18 protein-coding genes are annotated in these 21,175 nt (G+C 41.0%); 12 read left to right on the forward strand and 6 right to left on the reverse strand.

Annotated elements, in window-relative coordinates; all coding sequences use genetic code 11:
* Positions 1 to 353: 353 nt before the first annotated feature.
* The gene (locus AC04NP_RS19440; protein WP_482861598.1) at positions 354 to 1,151 is read left to right on the forward strand and encodes a T9SS type A sorting domain-containing protein; all 798 of its coding nucleotides are present in this window, start codon (positions 354 to 356) and stop codon (positions 1,149 to 1,151) included.
* 110 nt (positions 1,152 to 1,261) lie between these two features.
* Complete coding sequence (locus tag AC04NP_RS19445) at positions 1,262 to 2,206, forward strand: 3-oxoacyl-ACP synthase III family protein (RefSeq protein ID WP_482861599.1); 945 nt, start codon at positions 1,262 to 1,264, stop codon at positions 2,204 to 2,206.
* Positions 2,207 to 2,265: 59 nt separating this feature from the next.
* On the opposite strand, the gene AC04NP_RS19450 is transcribed toward AC04NP_RS19445, so the two are convergent.
* Positions 2,266 to 3,147, reverse strand: coding sequence for a hydroxypyruvate isomerase family protein (locus AC04NP_RS19450; protein ID WP_482861600.1), 882 nt, complete (start codon positions 3,145 to 3,147; stop codon positions 2,266 to 2,268).
* A gap of 125 nt (positions 3,148 to 3,272) precedes the next feature.
* Between AC04NP_RS19450 and AC04NP_RS19455 the strand changes: the two genes are divergently transcribed.
* The 6 genes from AC04NP_RS19455 to AC04NP_RS19480 all read left to right on the forward strand — a co-directional run bounded on the left by AC04NP_RS19455 (position 3,273) and on the right by AC04NP_RS19480 (position 8,148).
* Positions 3,273 to 4,505: a M14 family metallopeptidase gene (locus tag AC04NP_RS19455; protein ID WP_482861601.1), complete on the forward strand. Its 1,233-nt coding sequence runs from the start codon at positions 3,273 to 3,275 to the stop codon at positions 4,503 to 4,505.
* Positions 4,506 to 4,599: 94 nt separating this feature from the next.
* Positions 4,600 to 5,136: an LVIVD repeat-containing protein gene (locus AC04NP_RS19460; RefSeq protein ID WP_482861602.1), complete on the forward strand. Its 537-nt coding sequence runs from the start codon at positions 4,600 to 4,602 to the stop codon at positions 5,134 to 5,136.
* 11 nt (positions 5,137 to 5,147) lie between these two features.
* Complete coding sequence (locus AC04NP_RS19465; protein ID WP_482861603.1) at positions 5,148 to 5,897, forward strand: LVIVD repeat-containing protein; 750 nt, start codon at positions 5,148 to 5,150, stop codon at positions 5,895 to 5,897.
* 1 nt (position 5,898) lies between these two features.
* Entirely contained in the window at positions 5,899 to 6,606 is a 708-nt protein-coding gene (locus tag AC04NP_RS19470) for a hypothetical protein (protein ID WP_482861604.1), read from the forward strand.
* A gap of 622 nt (positions 6,607 to 7,228) precedes the next feature.
* Entirely contained in the window at positions 7,229 to 7,744 is a 516-nt protein-coding gene (locus AC04NP_RS19475; RefSeq protein WP_482861605.1) for a hypothetical protein, read from the forward strand.
* Positions 7,745 to 7,779: 35 nt separating this feature from the next.
* Complete coding sequence (locus AC04NP_RS19480) at positions 7,780 to 8,148, forward strand: hypothetical protein (protein ID WP_482861606.1); 369 nt, start codon at positions 7,780 to 7,782, stop codon at positions 8,146 to 8,148.
* A gap of 462 nt (positions 8,149 to 8,610) precedes the next feature.
* On the opposite strand, the gene AC04NP_RS19485 is transcribed toward AC04NP_RS19480, so the two are convergent.
* Positions 8,611 to 9,030, reverse strand: a complete 420-nt coding sequence (locus tag AC04NP_RS19485; RefSeq protein ID WP_482861607.1) for a helix-turn-helix domain-containing protein — start codon at positions 9,028 to 9,030, stop codon at positions 8,611 to 8,613.
* A gap of 3 nt (positions 9,031 to 9,033) precedes the next feature.
* On the reverse strand, positions 9,034 to 10,833 hold the full coding sequence (locus AC04NP_RS19490) for a glycoside hydrolase family 3 protein (RefSeq protein WP_482861608.1): 1,800 nt from the start codon (positions 10,831 to 10,833) through the stop codon (positions 9,034 to 9,036).
* 190 nt (positions 10,834 to 11,023) lie between these two features.
* Between AC04NP_RS19490 and AC04NP_RS19495 the strand changes: the two genes are divergently transcribed.
* Positions 11,024 to 11,881, forward strand: coding sequence for an inositol oxygenase family protein (locus AC04NP_RS19495; protein WP_482861609.1), 858 nt, complete (start codon positions 11,024 to 11,026; stop codon positions 11,879 to 11,881).
* A gap of 40 nt (positions 11,882 to 11,921) precedes the next feature.
* Here the strand turns inward: AC04NP_RS19495 and AC04NP_RS19500 are convergent, their stop codons facing one another.
* Positions 11,922 to 12,656, reverse strand: a complete 735-nt coding sequence (locus AC04NP_RS19500) for a DUF6065 family protein (protein WP_482861610.1) — start codon at positions 12,654 to 12,656, stop codon at positions 11,922 to 11,924.
* Positions 12,657 to 13,546: 890 nt separating this feature from the next.
* Here AC04NP_RS19500 and AC04NP_RS19505 point away from each other — a divergent pair.
* From AC04NP_RS19505 to AC04NP_RS19515, 3 genes are all read left to right on the forward strand, one after another.
* Positions 13,547 to 13,726, forward strand: a complete 180-nt coding sequence (locus AC04NP_RS19505) for a helix-turn-helix domain-containing protein (RefSeq protein WP_482861611.1) — start codon at positions 13,547 to 13,549, stop codon at positions 13,724 to 13,726.
* A 388-nt stretch (positions 13,727 to 14,114) separates the two neighbouring features.
* A complete protein-coding gene (locus tag AC04NP_RS19510) occupies positions 14,115 to 14,993 on the forward strand; it encodes a DNA-methyltransferase (RefSeq protein ID WP_482861612.1) in 879 nt (292 codons plus the stop codon).
* The gene (locus AC04NP_RS19515) at positions 14,953 to 15,690 is read left to right on the forward strand and encodes a PmeII family type II restriction endonuclease (RefSeq protein WP_482861613.1); all 738 of its coding nucleotides are present in this window, start codon (positions 14,953 to 14,955) and stop codon (positions 15,688 to 15,690) included. The genes AC04NP_RS19510 and AC04NP_RS19515 overlap by 41 nt, the downstream gene beginning before the upstream one ends.
* 48 nt (positions 15,691 to 15,738) lie before the next feature.
* Here AC04NP_RS19515 and AC04NP_RS19520 read toward each other — a convergent pair whose 3' ends face one another.
* Together AC04NP_RS19520 and AC04NP_RS19525 are read right to left on the reverse strand one after the other, a co-directional pair.
* Complete coding sequence (locus AC04NP_RS19520; protein WP_482861614.1) at positions 15,739 to 16,458, reverse strand: hypothetical protein; 720 nt, start codon at positions 16,456 to 16,458, stop codon at positions 15,739 to 15,741.
* Positions 16,436 to 21,175 (reverse strand): efflux RND transporter permease subunit, encoded by a 4,740-nt coding sequence (locus tag AC04NP_RS19525; protein WP_482861615.1) that lies wholly within the window; start codon positions 21,173 to 21,175, stop codon positions 16,436 to 16,438. The genes AC04NP_RS19520 and AC04NP_RS19525 overlap by 23 nt, the downstream gene beginning before the upstream one ends.

Genomic DNA, 21,175 nt, shown 5'->3' on the forward strand with positions numbered 1-21,175 from the left:
CTGATGTAAGAAAAGTCAGATCTTTGAATTGTTTTCGGAAAAAACAAAGAAAATTCAAAATTATTCTTACTTACAATATTCTGTAATTCAATTACTTATCAAGGAAAATTCAAAATAAATTTCATGAAAGAAAATAAGAATTTTGATTATTTTTTTCCAAGATAAAGTGCTAGTATTGGCAGCCTGTTAATTGTACTTTTTAAATAACACCAAAACACAAAATTTGTTAGCCACTTATGCCACTTAAAGTATCAACAAACATTTACCCTCTGCTTAGATTGATTTTGTCATTTTTGCTCTTTGTTGGATTATATCAAGATTCATTTGCAACAAAGTCAGGCAATTGGCTCACTGTGAAGCTATTGAACACCGATGAGCGATTTGAATCCAAGCAAATGACGATTTCTCTAAAAATTAAAGATACCTGGCAAACCAAAAAAATTATGTGCCCGGCAAACGACCATCAGACTGAGTTGGAGGCTGATTTTGACCTTGGCAGAAATGAAACGATCGATATTTTAAAAATAGTCTGGCCTTCAAATGAGGAGCAAATATTGAATCATATCGCTGTTAATCAGGTGTTGTCTGTGAAAAAGGCTGAGTTCCCATCTGCGCCCAGTCATGTATTTGCCAGGGTAGTAGGCCAGGGGCAGATTGATTTGATCTGGAAAGACAACTCCGACAACGAGCTGGGTTTTTCGGTAGAACGTTCTCAGTACCCTGACCGGGGATTCGAGGAGGTTGGAAAGGTGCCTGCCAATAAAAATATTTATTGTGACAAATCAGTAGAAAAGAATTCAACCTACTACTACCGGATAAGGGCGATTTCAGAATACGGACGCTCTCTTTTTGACGGCGCCTACCAGAAGACAGAGCAAAATACGGGGCTGGTGTTGGAAGATGTTAATCAGCCTTTAAGGATGTATCCTAATCCAAGCAAAGACTATCTGGATGTCCGCGTAAATAACAACATCATGGGAGATGTGATTGTAAAATTCCTGGATGAAAAAGGCAAAGAGCTCAAATCGATGCGATTCAGAAAATCCATCACAGACCTGAAAAGAAAAGTGGATATTTCTGCCTTACCCTTCGGCGTATATATGGTTGAAGTTAGTCTGATAGGCTATCGGTCGCTGTTCAAAAACAGTTGAAACATACTTCCCCGATTATTTCATTTCGACCGTATAGATACGTGTTAAATAATTGAATAAATTAAATCAAGTACTTTATATTTGAGCCTGATTTATTCGAAATATTTAAGATGTATATAAACCATATTTCCAGCTATATACCTTCTAACAGAATTGCCAATGATTACTTCGGTAATTTGAATGGACTGAGTGATGAATGGATTCTGGAGCGCACCGGAATAAAGGAACGGCGCAAGGCCGGTAAGTCGGAAAATGCCCAGACTATGGGTATAGAGGCCGTTAAAAATGGTTTGGAAGACTTGCCCTATGGACCTGAGGAAATAGACCTGATTGTAGGAGGTACCTATACACCCTATGATACGATTTTCACCCTGGGACATGCCATTCAAAAGCTTTTGGATAGAAGTGATATTCCGGTTTTATCAATATCCACCGCCTGCTCCACTTTTATTAATGCCGTAGAAGTAGTGGAGGGGTATTTTGCCCTTAACAAAGCCAGCAAAGCGTTGGTGGTTTTGTCAGAGCACAATACACTGTATAGTAAAGATGAAGACCAAAAGGCCGGACATCTTTGGGGTGACGGTGCTGCGGCAGTTTTTATATCCAGGGAAAAGCTCAAGGAAAATGATTTTGCAATCAAGCAGGTAATCACAGGAGGTGCTGGAAATGTTGGAAAGGCATCGGATAGTGTTTTTCTAAGGCCGGGCTACGAGGGCTTTGAGATGCCTTTTGGCAGAGACGTATTTATAAAGGCCTGCCAGTATATGTCCGGTGTTACCAAACGAATCATTGAAGAGAATAATTATACGATTGAAGATATCGACTACCTGATCCCCCATCAGGCCAATTTAAGAATTACAAAAAATGTAGCTGAGAGTTTGAATGTCGATCCTGAAAAAGCGCTCTCCAATATTCAATACCTGGGAAATACAGGCTGCGCTGGCGCAGCAATAGCGATGGATGAAAACAAATCCAGGTTTAAAAGCGGTGATGTAATTGTCGTAACAGTTTTTGGTGGGGGCTATTCTTATGGTGCCATGCTTATTGAATGCTAGCCTTCAAGCAGAAGATGGACCGTCGGGCCGGTGCCCGTACAGGTTGTTACCAGACCCGGTTAAACATCACAGATGCTGACACCTTGCTGCAAAGAAGCTAACGGGTCTTTACCTTTTGGAATAAACTCCTGTGCCACAAATCCCTGAAAGCCGGTCGCCTGTATGGCTTTCATGATGGCTTTATAATTTAGCTCCTGGGTTTCATCGATTTCGTTTCTTCCGGGAACGCCTCCGGTATGATAATGGGCGATGTAATTGCTGTATTTTTTGATGGTGGCAATAATGTCACCTTCCATGATTTGCATGTGATAGATGTCGTACAAAAGTTTAAAATTATCTTCACCCAGTTTATCTACCAACGCAACACCCCACTCCGTATGATCACATTGGTAATCAGGGTGGTCTACCTTACTGTTCAACAGCTCCATCACAATGTTCAGCTTATATTTTTGTGCTTCTTTCACCACCGGCTCAAGCCCCTTGCTACAATGCTCGATTCCCTTTTTATCATCCAGACCGTTTCTGTTTCCTGAAAAGCAAATAATATTCTTAAGGCCATGATCCGCAGCTTTGGGAATCAGGTCAAGATAATCCTTTTTCAATTGGGCATGATTGTCAGGGTCATTGAATCCTCGCTCAATACCCAGGGAACTGCCATTTGACATGGCGCAAGTGAGGCCATATTTTTCAATGACCGGCCATTGTGAAGGCCCTAATAATTCTATTGACTTTAATCCTATTTCCTTTGCTGCTTCGCATAGGGTTTCAAGCGGGATGCTGCTATAACACCATTGACATACTGAATGATTCATTTGACTGTCGGATTTAGGGCGTTTAGCGTTTTTAAGGCTATTGGCAAAGGCATGGGGCGTTAAAGTAAGCAATGCTGCCCCTGCACCAAGATTCCTGATGGCTTTTTTACGGGAGATTTTTTTTGCCATGGCTTAAAACTAAGTATGCTATCAGATTAATAACCGTAAAAAATACGTGATATAAAGTTATAGATTATTAATTCAAATAAAAATTAAATAAATTGAAGGTAACAGTCACCAAAGCCTGAAATACAATGAAATTTTCTCCAGTCCCTATTTTCGTAGGCTTTTTAGCCTGGTTTTCTTTCAATTGCCATGCTCAGTTCAACCTGCCCCTGGATTCCAGTGCCTTTGTCGATACCCATACCAAACCGGTGGTTTTCCAGAAGAAGCAAACTTTTGCCTTTCCCAACGGGGTCGGCTTTAGCAACGATTTTCCGTCAGCCCGTTTAAATGGCATTGCGCAGGATAACGAGACAACTTTTACGATATTAATAAGACCTGAGAACAGTCCCATCAATGACAGCCCTTGGTACGCTTTTAAGGTATGGGCTGGCGAGGAGGTTATGATCAGGATCAATTTGATTTATGAACACGGTAATCACCGGTACTGGCCAAAAGTCAGTGAAAACGGGTCGGACTGGCGTAAGATACCTCGGGAAGATTATCATTCGGACGCTCTGGGAACCAGTTTTCAGGTCGAATTAAGCGCCGATACACTGTGGGTAGCCGCGCAGGAAATTTTGCCTTTTCAGGATGCCAGTGACTGGTCTGATAAGGTGGCAGGCGACCGCAACTATGTCACGAAAAAGATCGTGGGTCAATCTGTTCTCGGAAGGCCGATTATTAAATTGGAAGAAAACGCTCCGGTCAACCAAAACAAAATCCTGGTAATAAGCCGCCAGCACCCTCCGGAGGTTACCGGTTACATGGCTATGAAGACTTTCGTGGAAACCATATGGGGCCAAAGTGAATTGGCAAAGGAATTTCGTAGAAGATTTGATATGATCGTTTATCCCATGGTTAATCCGGATGGGGTGGACATGGGCCATTGGAGGCATAATGCCGGAGGGGTGGATCTGAACAGGGACTGGCATTTTTACAGACAGCCGGAAGTGCGCGCTATTTTTGAGGATATCACAAGAATTGTAAGAAAAAGAGGTACAAAAATATACTTTGGAGGTGACTTTCATTCTACCTGGTCAGACCTGTTTTATTTAAACGAGCAGGACACCCTGGCCTATATTCCTGGCTTGATACCCGAGGTATTGGAGGGGATGGCACTACAAATACCTGATTTTGAACCAGACGAAAGGCCGGGAGGTTATTTATCCCCCACCAGCAAAAGTTGGTTTTACAACTATTTGCATGCGGCGGCTGTCACCTATGAGGTTGGAGACAGCACAGACAGGGAGGTCATCAGGGAAAGAGGAAAGGCCGCCGCTGTCTCTTTAATGAAGATCCTCTTGGAAAGGGTAAAAAAGTGAATAAATAGCCGTCAGGTATGACCATTTTCCAAATCTTTGGCAACTAAATACAACTTTTAAGCGTCTTATTGGCGAGACTTAAAACTGTTTGTCCATGAAGATATATTTTTACCTGCTACTAGCCTTTCTAATTGTTATTTCAGGTTGCATCAATGAAGACCAACCTGTTGCGTTTCCCGAGGGCGAGGTGGAAGGGCTTAAACCCATCTATGGTAATCTTGCGGAATTGAAAGACATTCGGATCGAGGCCCCGCGGCAACTAGAGAGACCCGGTAAGATTTATCGAAAGGGCGGCTTCCTCTATATTAATGAGTTGGCAAAAGGGGTCCATATTATTGACAATACTGATCCTTCTTCACCTGAACCTGTTGCCTTTATCAGTATCCCTGGCAATGTAGATATTGCTGCCAAAGGTGATGTTTTTTACTTTGACAACTACAACGATTTGGTGGCAGTGAGAATTACTAGTGGAAATCAGGTGGAAGTATTGAAAAGAATTGAGGATGTGTTGCCCGCCGGGAACAATTTTCCACCTGGTAATGATGTGTATTTCGAGTGTGTAGATGCACGTAAGGGAGTGGTTACAGGATGGGAAGCTACAATACTGGTAAGTCCTAAATGCTATAGATAGTCATGAAAAAAATGAATAAAACACTTTTTGCCATTATAGCCATTGGACTATTATCGCTGGCTTTTTCAGGGTGTGAAGAAAGCAATGACAGCATGCGTCTCGATAGTGCAGGGCAGGCAGGTTCTATGGCGAGGTTTGCTATCAGTAAAAATAACTTATACATCGTAGATAATCAGAATCTCCTGTTTTTTGATATTGCCGATGCCACAAACCCCGAACCCAAAGGGCGTGTAAATATAGGATTCGGTATTGAAACTATTTTTCCTTATCGTAATAACCTGTTTATCGGTTCGACAACCGGTATGCACATATACGATATTTCTACACCCACGAATCCTTTAAAACTATCGGTCTACCGTCATGTAACAGCCTGTGATCCGGTGGTGGTGCAGGACAACTATGCTTATGTAACCATCAGAGACGGTGTGGAGTGCAGGTTTGGTGAAAACCAGTTGGATGTGGTAGACATCAGCAATTTAAGAGAACCGCGGGCAGTCTCCACATACCTTATGTACAATCCGCATGGCCTCGGGATAGATGGAATGTCACTATTTGTCACGGAAGGAGAGCAGGGGTTGAAGATTATTGATGCCAGTGATCCGTTTAATTTGGTATTCAGGTTTGAAATCAACAGCTTTCATGGATACGATGTGATCCCTAATAATGGACATTTAATCGTTATCGGAAAAGACGGGCTTTATCAATATGATTATTCCAACCCCGACGACATGACCTTTTTAAGTAAAATTTCCGTTCAATAAATTGAAAAACTTCACCTGCCTGATAAGGTTTAAGCTCATTTTGACACTGGTGACCGGCCTGTTGTATGTCAACGAGGGCAACGCCCAATATTTTAGTGATACAACCTACTACAAAGAACCGTTAGCTCCACCCAAAGTAATTTTAAAGTTAGATCTACTGTCATTTTTTGATACTTATTCCAATTTATTAATTGATGTGGAATACCGGGTAAAACCGACTTTGTATCTCCAGCATGGTATAGGTATTGTTACGGGATTTAACGACTATGATTTCGATGAAGATGAGTTTATCAACAATCCTGTCGGCTTCAAGTTTCGTAACGAGGTCAGGTTTTACCTGGATTTTGCAAGAAAAAGCCAGAAGGGTTTTTATCTCGCTCCGGAACTGCTTTACGGCTATGTATTTGGAGATGAAGAGCAGGTCTTGGGAATAAATTGTGATGAAGGTTGCGATTTTTTTCGGTTGATGGATTTTAAGGCCGTCAGGCAGGAAGCTGCTGTTCACTTCAAGATTGGGAATCAGCGTATTTATCGTGAAACCTTCTCTCTGGATTACTTTTTGGGACTGGGCTATAAGTATAAGTGGTTTGATGTGTCGGGTTTGGATCTGAATTCATCAGAAGTTGTCAGAAGGGAAGATCTGCATCCTGAATCGGATTTCAGATATAGTGTAACGATTGGGTTTAAGATTGGATTGGTGCTGAAATAATTTAAAAAAACACTAGGCTAAGAACTTTTATTACAGGCTATCTCTTTCGGCACAAGCGGATATTATCCGGAAATGACTGCCAGCAATCAATTTTTCAATTTCTGTAAATAAATTCAAAAAAGTTTGATTGTTTATTACACCGTATGCTGAATTTCTTTGGCTATGTACAAAAGTTTTATTATTAAAACTACAAACCTATTTTTGGACTAATCTATATTAGCGCCTATGGAAATTCTTCTCAAACATGTCATGTTCTTGGCAAATATGTAAAGGTAAAAGAAAAAGCAGATCAATATCCGGAGGTCTGTTTTCTAAACAGTAATTCCAGGAAATTCCTGGTGCCAACGACTAATAGACTATTTTATCAAATGTTTTGTAGTGATTAAGGATTAATTTTTCCAGCAATCTGCTGCTAAATTAGATTTCTACCGGGCTGTTACGGATTAATTGTTAAATGAAGTACTATGTGAGGAAAGAATATCTTAGTCTCATATATCTTCTCAAGATATTTGAAATTAACAATAATTTTCTTTTTTTAAACAACGATTTTATTTAATCAACCAGTAATTATGCCAATCGGAATAAATAGTCATTATGTTTTCACTTTAAACTACATTGATCTATGAAAAAAGTCTATCCATTTTGTCAGTCTAAACAATGTCTTTTTTTAGCCGTTCTTTTTTTAACCTTTAGCTTTGCCTGTTCGACAGAAGGTGAATTACAACGACCGGAATTTATGGAATTGACCATGCTTTTTGAAAGTTCTGCATCAGAAAATGGTTTCATCGAAATTGAAGTTACCTATGCTACAAATAATCCCGGTGAGCTATTTTCAGACGACTTAATCAAAGTAAAAAACGTGGAAGATGAAAACTCCGACTACATGGCTAATTTTTATAAATTAAAGGGGCTTGATCAATCTTCTGTTAGAAATGGTAGAACCAATAAAATCGAAAAAGGGTATTTTTTCACGCAGTCGGGATGTTGGGTATATGGAACCCTTTTCACTGATGATAGCACAGGTGCATCAATCTTCGTGCCTTGCGGCATTAACTGTGTTGGGCTTGACCCGATTTGCCCCCCTGGTGATGATGAATATGCGAGCATAAATAAAAAGAGGTATAAAAATTTGAGCTGAAAATTTTGTATATTACAATTAACCAACTAAAACAGATGATGAGATTATCAGTATTAATGATGGTGCTATTACTAACTGCTTGCAGCGGATCAAAATCTTTGAATAACGATTATGCAATAACCCATGAAAATGATTTCTCAAATAGTACTTTTGATGAACAAAAAGACGCTTTACAAGCTTATTATTCCAACAAGGAACAGGGTCAATCTACGTTAGTACTCTATAAAGGAAAACAATATTTGATGGATGATTTTTCAAAAAAGTTTGATTTAGTTGATATGTTGAAGGGTAAATTTTCTATCATAAAGGATGCCAGGGAAATCGCTAAATATTCAAGTAAATCAACAATCAGAACCCTTATTAAAATTGATGCAGAGCATCCGGCCGATGGAACCGGAAACTAAATTTTCTTCGCTGCAGCGATGTTTTCCTATCTGCAAGAAATGCTATTGGGAAGTATATCGATGGCTTTAATGGCCATAGAATTTATGGTATACAGGGGCTACCAATACTTCCTGTAGCGATATTAGCCTGTACTCATACGTTTGTCCAATAATTATTACCTTCTTTTTTCTGTTTGCCACACCCTATTTAAAGAACGGCCCATACACGATTTAGGCTGATAATTTTTGAAAATGGGTTTTGCAATTTGGAAAATAGGGGAAGATCTGCATCCTGAATCGGATTTCAGATATAGTGTAACGATTGGGTTTAAGATTGGATTGGTGCTGAAATAATTTAAAAATCATTATCTGTAAAACAAAATTCCCAATTAAATCACCACCGTGACATCCGTACTGACTGACCAGGCTCCCGATGCCCCGAAAAACACCGGAAATGGACTAAAAAAATTACGATGTTCCATTTTACCTCCCAATTGTTTTAAAAGCTTCAAGCAATGTCTTACGCTCAACCTTCAATTCCTTTACCTGTTTTTTGAGGAGCTTATTTTCTACCTGCAGGGTAAGCAATTGCTCTTTTTGTTCTTCTATTTTGTGCTGAATCTCGGTGGGAATTGACGGTTGGCGGTTAAGTTCCGGGTCCTTCGGATGGTCGGGGATAGCCAGATCTTCAATCATAGCCGGGCCTTCGCCACTGTAGAGCCAGTTCAGGTTAATGCCCTGTCGATACAAAAAAACAATATAGGGGATAGGGATAAATTTCACTTTGCCATTTTCAAAGCGGCTGATATCTTTTTGTTCGAAATATGATTTCTGCGCCATTTCGGCCTGGGAAAACCCTAATTGTTTTCTACAGGACTTTAGCCGCTTAAACAAATCCTTCATGATCTATTTTTCTAAGGTAATACCATGCCCTGCACGCCAGTTGTCGTTAATTGTTACGGGCAATTTTCCTGAAATACGCCAGTTTCCGTTGAATATCTCCAAAACTGTGTTTTGTGTCACCTCATTATCCTGGTAGGTTAGTAACACCACTCTGGCCTTTTCCACATTTTTGATATGAGATAAAACATAAGGATTCCTGAAACTGACCAGTACCACGTTATGTTGGCCCAGTAACTCCTCTATTACAGCTCTGGTATTTTTGCCATAGCCCGGTTTGACTCCAGGTTGCCGGGATATCTGATGCAGTGAAAGTAAAACGTAGTCGGCCTTTTCAATATTCTTTCGCAGTTCCATAGTATGGTTGTGACTGGCATACCTGGGTAACACCAGTGGCCTGGTGCGGAGTGTATGAGCCACATTTTTTGCAAACGGCGAAGCACTGCCGCTGCCAACGGATATGACCGCAACGGACCGGTCACCCAAAGTCAGATTGTTCAATACACTGTCTTTGTTCTCCAACAAAGTAATTGACCGGCGATAAAGTTCCGATATCAAAGTAACAAATGCGCTGTCGTTTAAATCCTTATACAGGTTTTCCAATGCCACTGGTGATTTTTTGAAAAGCCCGGTCCAGTATTTTGCCAGCAGTACCTTTCTACATTTTTGGTCAATTTCAGATACAGGGATTTTGTTAGTCAATACCGCCTTTTTAATGGATTGAACAGCAAACTCCACGTCTTCTACCAATTCAATAATATCATTACCGGCCAGCAGGGCCAGGACTTCAGCGCTGTCTTTTTCCACGTAGTCAGTCAGTCCCCTCATATCCATGGCATCGCTGATGACCAGGCCTTCAAATCCCATTTCATTCTTCAATAGTTCATTAATGACAGTTTTTGAAAGGGAAGTAGGGTATTTTTGCGTGGAGTCCAGCGCTGGTACGCTTAAATGGCCTACCATGACAGCCAGCGCCCCCTTTTGAATTAACTGGATAAATGGAAACAATTCGATGTTTTCCAGCCTACCGAGCTCATGGTCAATGACCGGCAGGGCCTTGTGCGAATCAGTGCTTGTATCACCATGGCCCGGAAAGTGTTTCAACGCGGTTAAGATGCGCTGTTTTTCCAGGCCTGCTATGTATTGCTGGCTTTTCAGCACAACATTGTATTTGTCCTCACCAAATGACCGGTAATTGATGACAGGGTTGTTGGCATTGTTGTTAACGTCCACCACCGGTGCCAGATTCCATTGAACACCCAGTCTCCTGAACTGTTGGCCCATATCCTCCGCCATGGATTTGATGAGTTGATCATCCTGTATCGCTCCTAATGTCATCTGATAAGGGTAACTCAATACGCTGTCCAGGCGCATGCCCAGTCCCCATTCACCATCCATGGCGATAAAAAGCGGGATCTTTGAGATGGACTGGTACCGGTTAGTCAATATTGCCTGCCGCCCGGGACCTCCCTGAAAGAATATCAAGCCCCCCACTCCGTATTTTTCAATCTGCTTCTCAATGTCTTTCCGGTGCCGGTAGCCCTGGTTTGAATAGGCCCGGACCATAATTAACTGGCCTATCTTTTCATCCAAGGTCATGATTTTTAAGATGGAGTCTGCCCAGGTGTGATCATCGGATAAGAAAGCCGGCCTCACTATACGGGTCACCGCCGATGAATCAGGTTCTTCGGCATTCAATGGCGTCTCAGGTGTGGTACAACGGAATATACCCGCAACTACTATCAGACAAATGACAGCCCTGAGCAGTAGTTGTAGAATTGTATTGCCATATAGTTTGTCTCGCATCTAAGAAGTACCTTTCTTTTTGTCAAAATATCAAGAAAAAATAGAAAAAGACAAAAATTTAATACATCCCTTACGCTCCCAAGCCGCCGGAAGTTGTAAAGATATTTTATCTATGGCATGTAATGCTTATATTAGTACTATATATGCAGTGATTTCTATCGGATAATTTCCGTTGTAAAATTTAACTATCATGAATAGCGAAAAGTCGGACTTCAATAAAATGGAGGAATTGTGGGAAGAAGATCTTTTAAAAAGATATCCCGAAAATTCCCACAAAAACCAGGAAGCATACAGAAACTATGATGACCCTGCCAGGGACACCGTAAAAGAGTTCTACCGGCTCAACCATACGCATCAAACCTATGATTTTGTTCTGGAAAAGGAGCGGGAGTTTTTATCGTTTGAAAAAAAGAACATGTCTCTTTGGGAAGCGGTAGAATTTCTGAATACATTGATAGACGACTCGGATCCTGATATTGACCTCGACCAAACTCAGCACCTTTTGCAAACATCGGAAGCCATCAGGGCCGATGGTCATCCCGATTGGTTTGTGTTAACCGGTTTTTTGCACGATCTGGGCAAAGTCCTTTGCCTGTTTGGCGAGCCGCAATGGGCGGTGGTCGGTGATACCTTCCCGGTGGGGTGCCGGTTTTCTGACAAAATTGTATATCCCGAATTTTTTGAAGATAATCCCGACCATCACAATGAAAAGTACAATACAAAATACGGGGTTTATGAACCGAATTGTGGTTTGAGGAATGTCCATATGTCATGGGGACACGATGAGTACCTGTACCATATCATGAAAGACTACCTGCCTGACCAGGCACTTTACATGATCAGGTACCACTCTTTTTACGCCCAACACCGTGAAAATGCCTACGACCACCTGATGGACGATTATGACCACAAAATGTTCAAATGGGTTCAGGCATTCAATCCTTATGATCTGTATTCCAAATCCCCCACACCACCGAATGTGGAGGAATTGAAACCCTACTACGAGCAATTGGCCTCAAAATACCTGCCTGCAGCGCTTAAATTTTAAAACTAGATGCTTTGCACTTTTTTCTGTTCAGTTGTTTGTTTTACTTAAACTGCGATAGGTCGAGTTTTTTAAAATGCCCTTCGACCTTTTCACCTTCCACATCCTGGCCCTTGATGTAATTCTTTTCGTAATAGTTGGTGGTTTTAGTGCCACTGAACACGTTTTTTAGTGTTTCTTTTCTCCGGCTCAGCCATTTCGAATATTTGAGATCCAGTTCTTCGTTTTCGGAGATATGCTTTCTTGAGCAGGCATAGTTATTGATAGTGGCAATCTCATATGGCAATATTTGGCAAAAGGGAAAATGGCTGGGAAAGTGAACTGTAAAGTCAGGTATGGTAATCTTCCAGTTCATAGTGAATGTGGATTCCAGTCCCCACGTCTCCACAAACCCGTCCAGTCCATGGGCTCCGGGTAACCATTGGTTAGAGGGACCTCTGACAATTAAACCGATGCCGGGATCGGTACGGAATACCCATGGGAGCCTGAAAGAGATAATTCCCTGTCCAAAATGAGAAACTACAAATTGTGACATTTCCGGTTCCTGTTCATGAAAATGGAATTTGATGGCGTCCTTTTCATTCCTTCCATCCCATATTACACTAAACGAAGGCGCTGCCTTAACTACCCAGCCAAGCTGATTGGCTATCACCAAGGGCAGGCAATTGTAAGCATACTTACCTGATGACGCGTCCATCCAATTTCTTGTTTTCCCGGCGGGCTCTATGGTAAGTAATTTGTTACTTGTATCGTTTACAATGTAGGCGGTAATATTCATTTTCCTTGATTGGGTCGCTGGAATGATTATTAAAGGTTATTATGTATTGAGTATAAGCACTTCTGGCTTTTCTAAGATAAGTATAAAGAATGAAAATTTCAGTCTGGCAGCATGACTTCGTTGTCAAAACTATTATTTTTTAGAGGGTTAGATTTTAACCAGGAAAAGGATACCATCAAAACATCAACTAAACTCACCTTAAAAAGCAGTATATGCCTATATTTTAAAAATCTAACGCTTACTTTCTATGATTTGGAAATAGGTATTTGGTTACAACTAAAAAGTAAGCCGCAATGTTGGCAGTAGTTGTGGTGATTAATGTGACCATTACGGTATCTGTTAACACAAATGGATTATTGGTAAATGGAAAACTCCGTATTCCCTGAAAAACAACAATGAAGAGAATTATCGCCAGCCACCCTGTAATTAATGTAAATATTCGACTAGCGTATTTCTTTCTTTTATATCTTGCTCATAACTTTGAAAATAGAGCAGGTTTATGTCATGCCGATTGGACTCTTCTCTGAGCAGTTCTTTTGGAGGATCGGAAAAATCTCGTGGCGGTAATTCGGAAGCACCCTCCAATTTATCTAACTTTTCTATAAGTTCGTTTAAGTTTTTCAAACTCCGGCTATACTCATTTTCTTACTCAGGGAAGTAAAATACGCTCTTATTATACGATCATCAATATCCTTATTTGCCGGAATGTTATATGAATACTCTTTTGCCACTATGTCCCATGGTGTATTCGATTTGGCTTTGCTACTTATAATAGCTTTTCAGGTGCTTGCTGAGGCTTAAAAATCTATGAGTTTTATTTAATCTAATTAGAGACTTTCGGGCTTGCAAATGTGCGTTGGTTATTTTTCTGTAACCCTAGCTTTCCATTTATGAAACTTGCTGAGGCTTTTGGATTAGTTTTGAAGCGTGAGAGAAAAAAGAAGGGCTTGTCTCAGGTCAGGCTTATTGAAATGACCGGCCTGGACAGAAGAACCATTCAGCACTATGAGTCAGCCCAACGTACCCCATCCTACAAAACATACAACGCATTGCCAAGGCACTTGACATGAGTCCGGGCACCTTAGTTAATCTTGTGTTTGACGAGTTTGAAAATCATTTGGAGTGATTGAGGCTTCAATCCTACTGTCATGCGATTACGGCCTGAAGTAAAAAGGTAAGTTTTTGTGAAGGCTGAACGTATCTCAATTTCGATTGGAGAAAATTAAGTTACTGTGATGGGTTACAACTGTCCTTTCAAGCAGCTATCATTTAATCAAAACAGAATTTTATCCGGCTTGAAAAGATTTCAGAAATACCCAACCCAAGCCAAGTATAAATTTGTTAGATTTGGTAAATTTAACGATGAAGATATAAGAAGTTTTGAGTTATATACTTTAATTAGGATATCCTGCATAAACATTAAAAGTCTGAACTCTTAAATTTGAAAAAGGATTATTCATGAAAATAAACACAGAAATTTATCTTGGAGACAGTAAAGAAGTATTGAAGAAGCTTCCGGACAATTCAGTTGACTTAATTTTCACATCCCCTCCTTACGCAGACCAACGAAAAAGTACTTATGGAGGGATTCATCCGGATAAATATGTGAGTTGGTTCCTGCCAATTTCAAAAGAACTGTTAAGAGTTTTAAAACCTGATGGTACTTTTGGGTTAAATATTAAAGAAAAGGTGGTAAATGGAGAACGTAGTACCTACGTGATGGAACTTATCATAGAAATGAGAAAACAAGGGTGGCTCTGGACAGAAGAATTCATATGGCACAAAAAGAATTGTTTTCCAGGGAAATGGCCAAATAGATTTAGAGACGCTTGGGAGCGGTTATTACAATTTAATAAGGACAAAAAATTTAATATGTATCAGGAGGAAGTGATGGTTCCTATGGGTGATTGGGCAAAATCAAGACTCAAAAACCTTAGTGAAACTGATAAAATACGTGACGAGTCTAAAGTGGGTAGTGGTTTTGGAAAAAATATATCAAATTGGGTAGATAGAGATATGGCTTATCCGACTAATGTACTGCATTTAGCCACTGAGTGTAACAATAAAAAACATAGCGCCGCATTCCCCGAAGGGCTACCTGAATGGTTTATGAAACTATTTACAAAAGAGGGTGATATGATCCTCGATCCTTTCATGGGTTCAGGAACAACCAACTTTGTCGCGAGCAGGATGAAAAGGAATTCTATTGGTATAGAAATAGTACCTGAATACTATGAAATGGTCAAAAGTCAAATTAATCCTGTAGAGTTATATTTATTTGAGTCCGAAGCCAAATATGAAAAAGTTAAACTTAACGGACGTGTGCCAATACGTTGAAGATAATATTGGAACTTTTCATCAAAAGAGAATTTCAAGCCTTAATGGTTTAAGCTTATCGAAAGTGCTAAAACGCAAAAATCCTTATTTATTCAAAGCAAAGTATGTTTTAACAGCGGAAAAAATTATTACAGGAATTGTAGATGCCCATATTTCTTCCAATGAGGAAACAATTTTTGGGGACTGGCTCGAAGGACTGGCAATTTTTATTAATGGTAAAGTTTATAATGGAAAAAAATCCGGGATACCTAATATAGACCTTGAATTCGATAATGAGGGCAGGAGGTATATTGTAAATATTAAGTCCGGTCCAAATTGGGGGAATAGTAGCCAGATTTCAAAAATGATATTCGATTTTAAAACCGCCCGGAGAACGTTACGAACAAGTAATTCCAAACTTAATGTTGTGGCTGTAAATGGGTGCTGCTATGGTCGCGATAATCATCCGGACAAGGGTGATTATTTTAAATACTGTGGCCAGGTTTTCTGGGAATTTATTTCTGGGGATGAGCACTTATATACTGAAATTATTGATCCCTTGGGGCATAAAGCAAAGGAAAAAAATGATAGTTTTCAGGAAGCATATTCCCAAATGATTAATAAATTCACAAAAGAGTTTGCTAACGAATATTGTACAGATAAGGGAGAGATAGATTGGCAAAAGCTTGTTCAGTTTAATTCTGCCAAGAAAACATAACAAGCAGAAATGGAATAAGAATTAGGGTAAAATATTTAATGAATTTTCCTAACTGACAAACTTCTCCCTGAACTGCAGGTTGAAAAGTCCGTAGAGCAGGGCTAGTATGCTGCCAATGGAAAGGTAGAGACGGTTTTTGAAGATAATATTCAGCCAAATAGTTTCGCTCATTTCACGGGGTTGTTTGTAAGGGTTTAAAAACAGGTTCCAGGCATTGTATTCCAAAGTTTCGCTGAAAATCAAAAAAATAACCCCTAAGATTACTATCACGATCGCAGTACCATTACCACTTTTGATCAGGGTTGAAAACATAAAGGCCAGGCTGGCCAGAAAGGTAATGGGAAACAAAACCTGTCCCAACATCGGAAGAATTTCAATGTGGTATAGGGTGAGATGGGCGAGCAGGCCAAGTACGAATAAATTCACAGTTACCACCACCATGGTCATCACAAAGCGTATCAACCAGACTTTGAAGCGGTAATTTGGAATGCCAAATATGATTTCCAGCATTTTGGCGTCGTCGTCGTTTTGGATACCATAGACCACCGGATAAAAAATGAGAAGAATACCGGGAAATACCAGGAAACCATATATCGTCTCCTCTCCCAGGTGGGCATCGTTAATGATGGAAATGGTAATGATAAATACAAAAAACAAAAACGCGGCTATCAGAAAGTAAATAAACTTATTGGCAAATATGACTTTGATATTATACCTGAATAATCTAAAGAATAGGTCTAAAAAATTACTGACTTTCAATGGGCTCATGGGCAGTTTTAATCTTGGTTTTTTCTCTCATTAGCCACAGATAGGCGTCCTCTAAATGAGCAGTAGCCTGGCAGGCATTTTCATGCGGTTTTTTGGCTGCCAGGCATTTGATTTTGATTTGGTCGCCATCCTTCATGTGATGGACAATTAAATGTTGTTCCTTGATTTTTTCAAATGTCGATGGATCTACAGAAAACTCCCAAACCACACCCTTTGCTAGTTCGGCCATAGCTGAAGGCGACCCCAGGTATTCTATTTTGCCTCTAATCAATACGGCTACCTGATTACAGGAACTGGCAATGTCTTCAATAATATGCGTTGAAAAAATCACAATTCTTTCCCTGCTCAAAGCAACCAGAAGGTTTCTGAACCTGATTCTTTCCAGCGGATCCAATCCTGCCGTAGGTTCGTCTACCACTAATATTTTGGGCAGGTGTAACAAAATCTGAGCAATACCGATCCTTTGTTTCATGCCGCCTGAAAACGAGCCTATCTTTTTATGCTGATGGTTGGTCATGTGGACTGCGTTCAAAACATATTGCACGCGTTGTTCCCGGACGTCTTTGTCCGGGATATTTTTTAATATTCCCTGGTAATGTAAAAAGTCGTAGGGGGTCATGTTTTCATAACTTCCAAATGCCTGGGGCAGATAGCCGATCAAACCTTGTAGTTCTTCCCGCTTCATATTCGTATCATGACCATTGATCCAAACTTTGCCATAACTTTGATCCAGTATACCACAAATGATTCGCATCAGGGTCGTTTTACCTGCTCCATTTGGTCCCAGCAGTCCGAACATGCCATGGTTAATGGTAAGGGTTACGTTGCTCAGGGCCCTGAAAGGCTTTTTTTTCGCGCCGATAATGGGAATGGCAAAGAGGAATCTGTAATAAGCCCTTTTAATGCCTGCAAACTTTCCGGTAATGGCATTAATGTCCAGGTTGCCCCCGCTGAGCTTTTTACCGGCAAGGTATACCCAGACACCTGTCAACCATAAGATTCCAAACAGGATGATCAGCAACAGGTTTTCGGCCCGGTTGGCCAGCAACAGCATGTTAAAAACCGGGATACCCCAGAGGCATAACCGCCATAGGTAGTGAAATGCTTTTTGAAGTTTTGTTTTGGAGCGGAATTCGGTAGCCTGCCCCCATACCTGAAGGAAATCGATAAAGAAAATGAACAATATCACCATAAAAAATCCTTGCCAGAACAAGCTGTCGAGAAAGAAGTAAATGAAGTAAATCAGAAATCCGATGATGGCAGTTTGCCAGATAGCCTTTTCGGTCAATGATTTTAGCGAAGTGGTTTTTTCACCTCTTTTTTCATAGTTCAGTCTTGCGGCCTTCCACTCCCGCATAAACCTTCGGTCCCTGCCATAAACCTTTACAAGGCTTTGAATCCGAATCGTAATTTTTTCATCTTTTCCAATGATTCTGCGATTGGCTTGTTTCAGGGTATTTAAGAGAAAAAAGGTCATGCCGGGCACCAATATTATGGTGAGCAAGACGCCTATGATTTGCCATAACAGGCCATCGACATACTGATAAATCACGCAGGCGATCATGACCATGGCAAAGATCTGCAGCATTTTCAACCAGAAACCAAGCCCCCGGAACCACTGCAGGGCGTCGCCGAGCCCCGCACTAAGTGTAGGAATGTACACCAACGTCAAAAAAGTGCTGAATGCCAGCCCTCCCATTACTGTCACTGCGAAGGGAACACCGATGGTAGTAACATATTCGGCCTGACCCATGGCCATGGGCAACATGGCTACTATAGTGGTGATCGTCGTAATAAATATCGGTCTTATGCGCGAGATACCTGCCGTGATTAAAGCGCGATATCGATTGTATCCACGGCTACCAAGAATTCTTGCATAGTCGATTAGTATTATCCCGTTGTTTACCACCACGCCCAACAAGATCAAAAACCCAATGAGCGTATTGGCATTAAATAATGAATTGCCAGTAAAAATCAATCCTAAAAAGGCGCCCACTGCTGCCATGGGAATGGAAAACATGATAACAAATGGTAAATAAAGAGACTCGAAAACCGTCGCCAGAATCATAAAAATTATAACGATAGCGGCAAAAATCAGGAAGTAAAACTCCTGAAAAACAGATTCCTCATGTACCACTTCAATAGCAATTCCCGAGGGGATGTTCAAGTTCGCAATGAGCTGATCGATTTCCAGCCTGGATACTTCAAGCAATGATTTGGATGACAATACTTCATTGATAAAATTATAGCGGATTTCAATTTGCTTTTCCTGATTCAACCTTCTTATATCACTAATGCCTGAGCCAAAAACAACCTGGCTGAAACTTTGGAGTTCATGGGTTCCACCAGTTTCAGATTTGACCTGCAATGCGTTCAAATCCTCTATAGACCTGGTCAAATCCGGTTCCAGCTTATCGGTTCTTATCGTTATATCGTATGCTTCATTACCACTTTCGAACCTGGTGCCGGATGGAAAAGATTTTTGGAATCCGTTCAGGGCCGAAGCTACATTGGCCAGGGTAATGTCCTGATCACTCATTAGCTGTTGATCGAAGAAAATATGGGCTTCGGGACGATCGGGACTGATGTTTATATTGCTGTTACCGACTGAAGCCAGGTTTTTTACATAGGTATTCAGATCGCTGGCTAAGGACTTCATTAGCTCAAAATTCTGACCTTTTAAGATAATACTTTCCTTTTGGGTTCCGATTCCCAGCAGCTTTTCAAACCCCTCCATCGGCGATGCGCCACCCCCCCCGGTATTGGCGCGACTCGCTTGTCTTTCATCCATGGTGATGTCCAATTCGGGATACAAATTGTTGATACTTTGCAGTCTATTTCGGAGATCTTCTATGGAACTACCATTAATGGACTCAAAGTCTTCCTGTAACTGAATATTGATAGTGGCATCTGACTCATTCAACCTGCTTATTACTTTTTCCTTTTCTTCGATTTGCAAAATTTTTTGCTCAATATCCTTAACAATGAGATCAGTATTTTCTATGGAGGCACCCTGAGGCATGGTAATATACATATTCAATTCCCTTTTTCCGACCTCATTGAGGTCTTTTACGCTAACCAGCAGGCTGATTAGTATAGTCAGGAAAAACAAAACCATCCCACCCACGATGGTCAGGGCCGGATTTCTCAGGCAGGTTTTCAGCAGGATGACGTATCGTTGAACCAACCGGTTTCTGATAGAGGTATTTTTGAAAGAAGTGATAGGAAGGTCAGGTGACCTTTTGACGGTGCTATGAGCCATCATGGGGATCAGTACCAGCGATACAACCAGTGAAACCAGCAATGTGGAGACAATAGAAACGCCGATATGTGTACCAATCAACTTTACCAGAAAGTTGGAAGAAAAGACAAAGGGTAAAAACACAGTTACTGTGGTTAGTGTGGCGGCAGTTACCGACCGGCTCACTTCTTTTGTACCGGAAATTACCGCTTCTCCGGGTGATTTCCGGTTTCCCAGTTGCCTGTATATGTTCTCAATCACCACCACGCTATTGTCCAGCAACATGCCGATCGCCAGTGCCATGCCAATTAGCGTTAAACTGTTTATCGAAATGTCAAAAGCATAGAAAAAATTAAAGGCGGTGAAAATCGAAACCGGAATGGCCAGTGCAATTGTGATGATCAACCGGATTCTTTTCAGGAAAATCCATACTATGAAGATAGCCAATAGTCCACCCGCCAGCGCGAGGTTGATAATCTGGTCAATGTTTTTCTCCATTAACTCCGCCCGGTTGGACTGGATAATGATGTTGACACCTTTCAGTGCCAGGGATTTGTTAATCCCCTCTATGGCCGCTTTGGTGCGGCGCGACAATTCAATGATGTTTACCTGGGTGTCTTTCGATAGTTGTATGGAAACGGCGTCTTTGCCATTTACCCGGCTTAAGGAGGTCTGCTCCTTTACGCCGAAGTAAACATCTGCGACATCACTCAGTAACAGAGGACCTTTTTCGGAAACCACCAGGTTTTGCAGATTTTTTATATCCTTCAATCCGGCTGTTACATTGACAAAAAGCTTCCGGTTGCCATCCCTTACATGTCCCACAAAAGTTTTCTGACCTGAGTTTTGGGAGAGTACTGACTGAATGCTGCCCGGGGTGATACCGTTGGCTTCACAGGCGTCATTATCCAGAATTATTTCGACGGTCTTTTCCCTTCCACCAAAAACCTGAACCCCCGCGATACCATCTATGTTATTTAACTTCGTTACAATATCCTGATCTGTCAGGTTTCTGACACGGTCAACCCCACCTTCACCTAAAACCTGTAATGACATAAACTGACTGGCTATTTGCTCAGTATCGACCCTGAGGATATTGACAATAAACTCTTCAGGCAGGCTTGACTTGAGGGCATTGACTTTTTGCTCTAATTTGATGTAGGCATACTTAATGTCGGTATTTTGCGTAAAGCTTATAAAAATCATACCCTGGTTGCCGGTTGCACTGGATTCCACTTTTTCAATTCCCTGCAAGGTACTGATCGCACCCTCCAGTGGTATGATCCCTTCGTTTTCCAGGTAACGGGGGTCCACTTCGGAGGTAGTGTTAATCTGAACTATTAAAAACGGTAGCTCTACGTTGGGGAACAGTTCAACAGGCAACTGCTCATAAGAGATATAACCCAGCATGGTTAAACCCAGGAACAACATGCTGATCAGGGTTTTCCGGTGTATGATAAATTTCAACAGCGCCAT

The sequence above is a fragment of the Agaribacillus sp. DX54 genome (assembly GCF_056858335.1).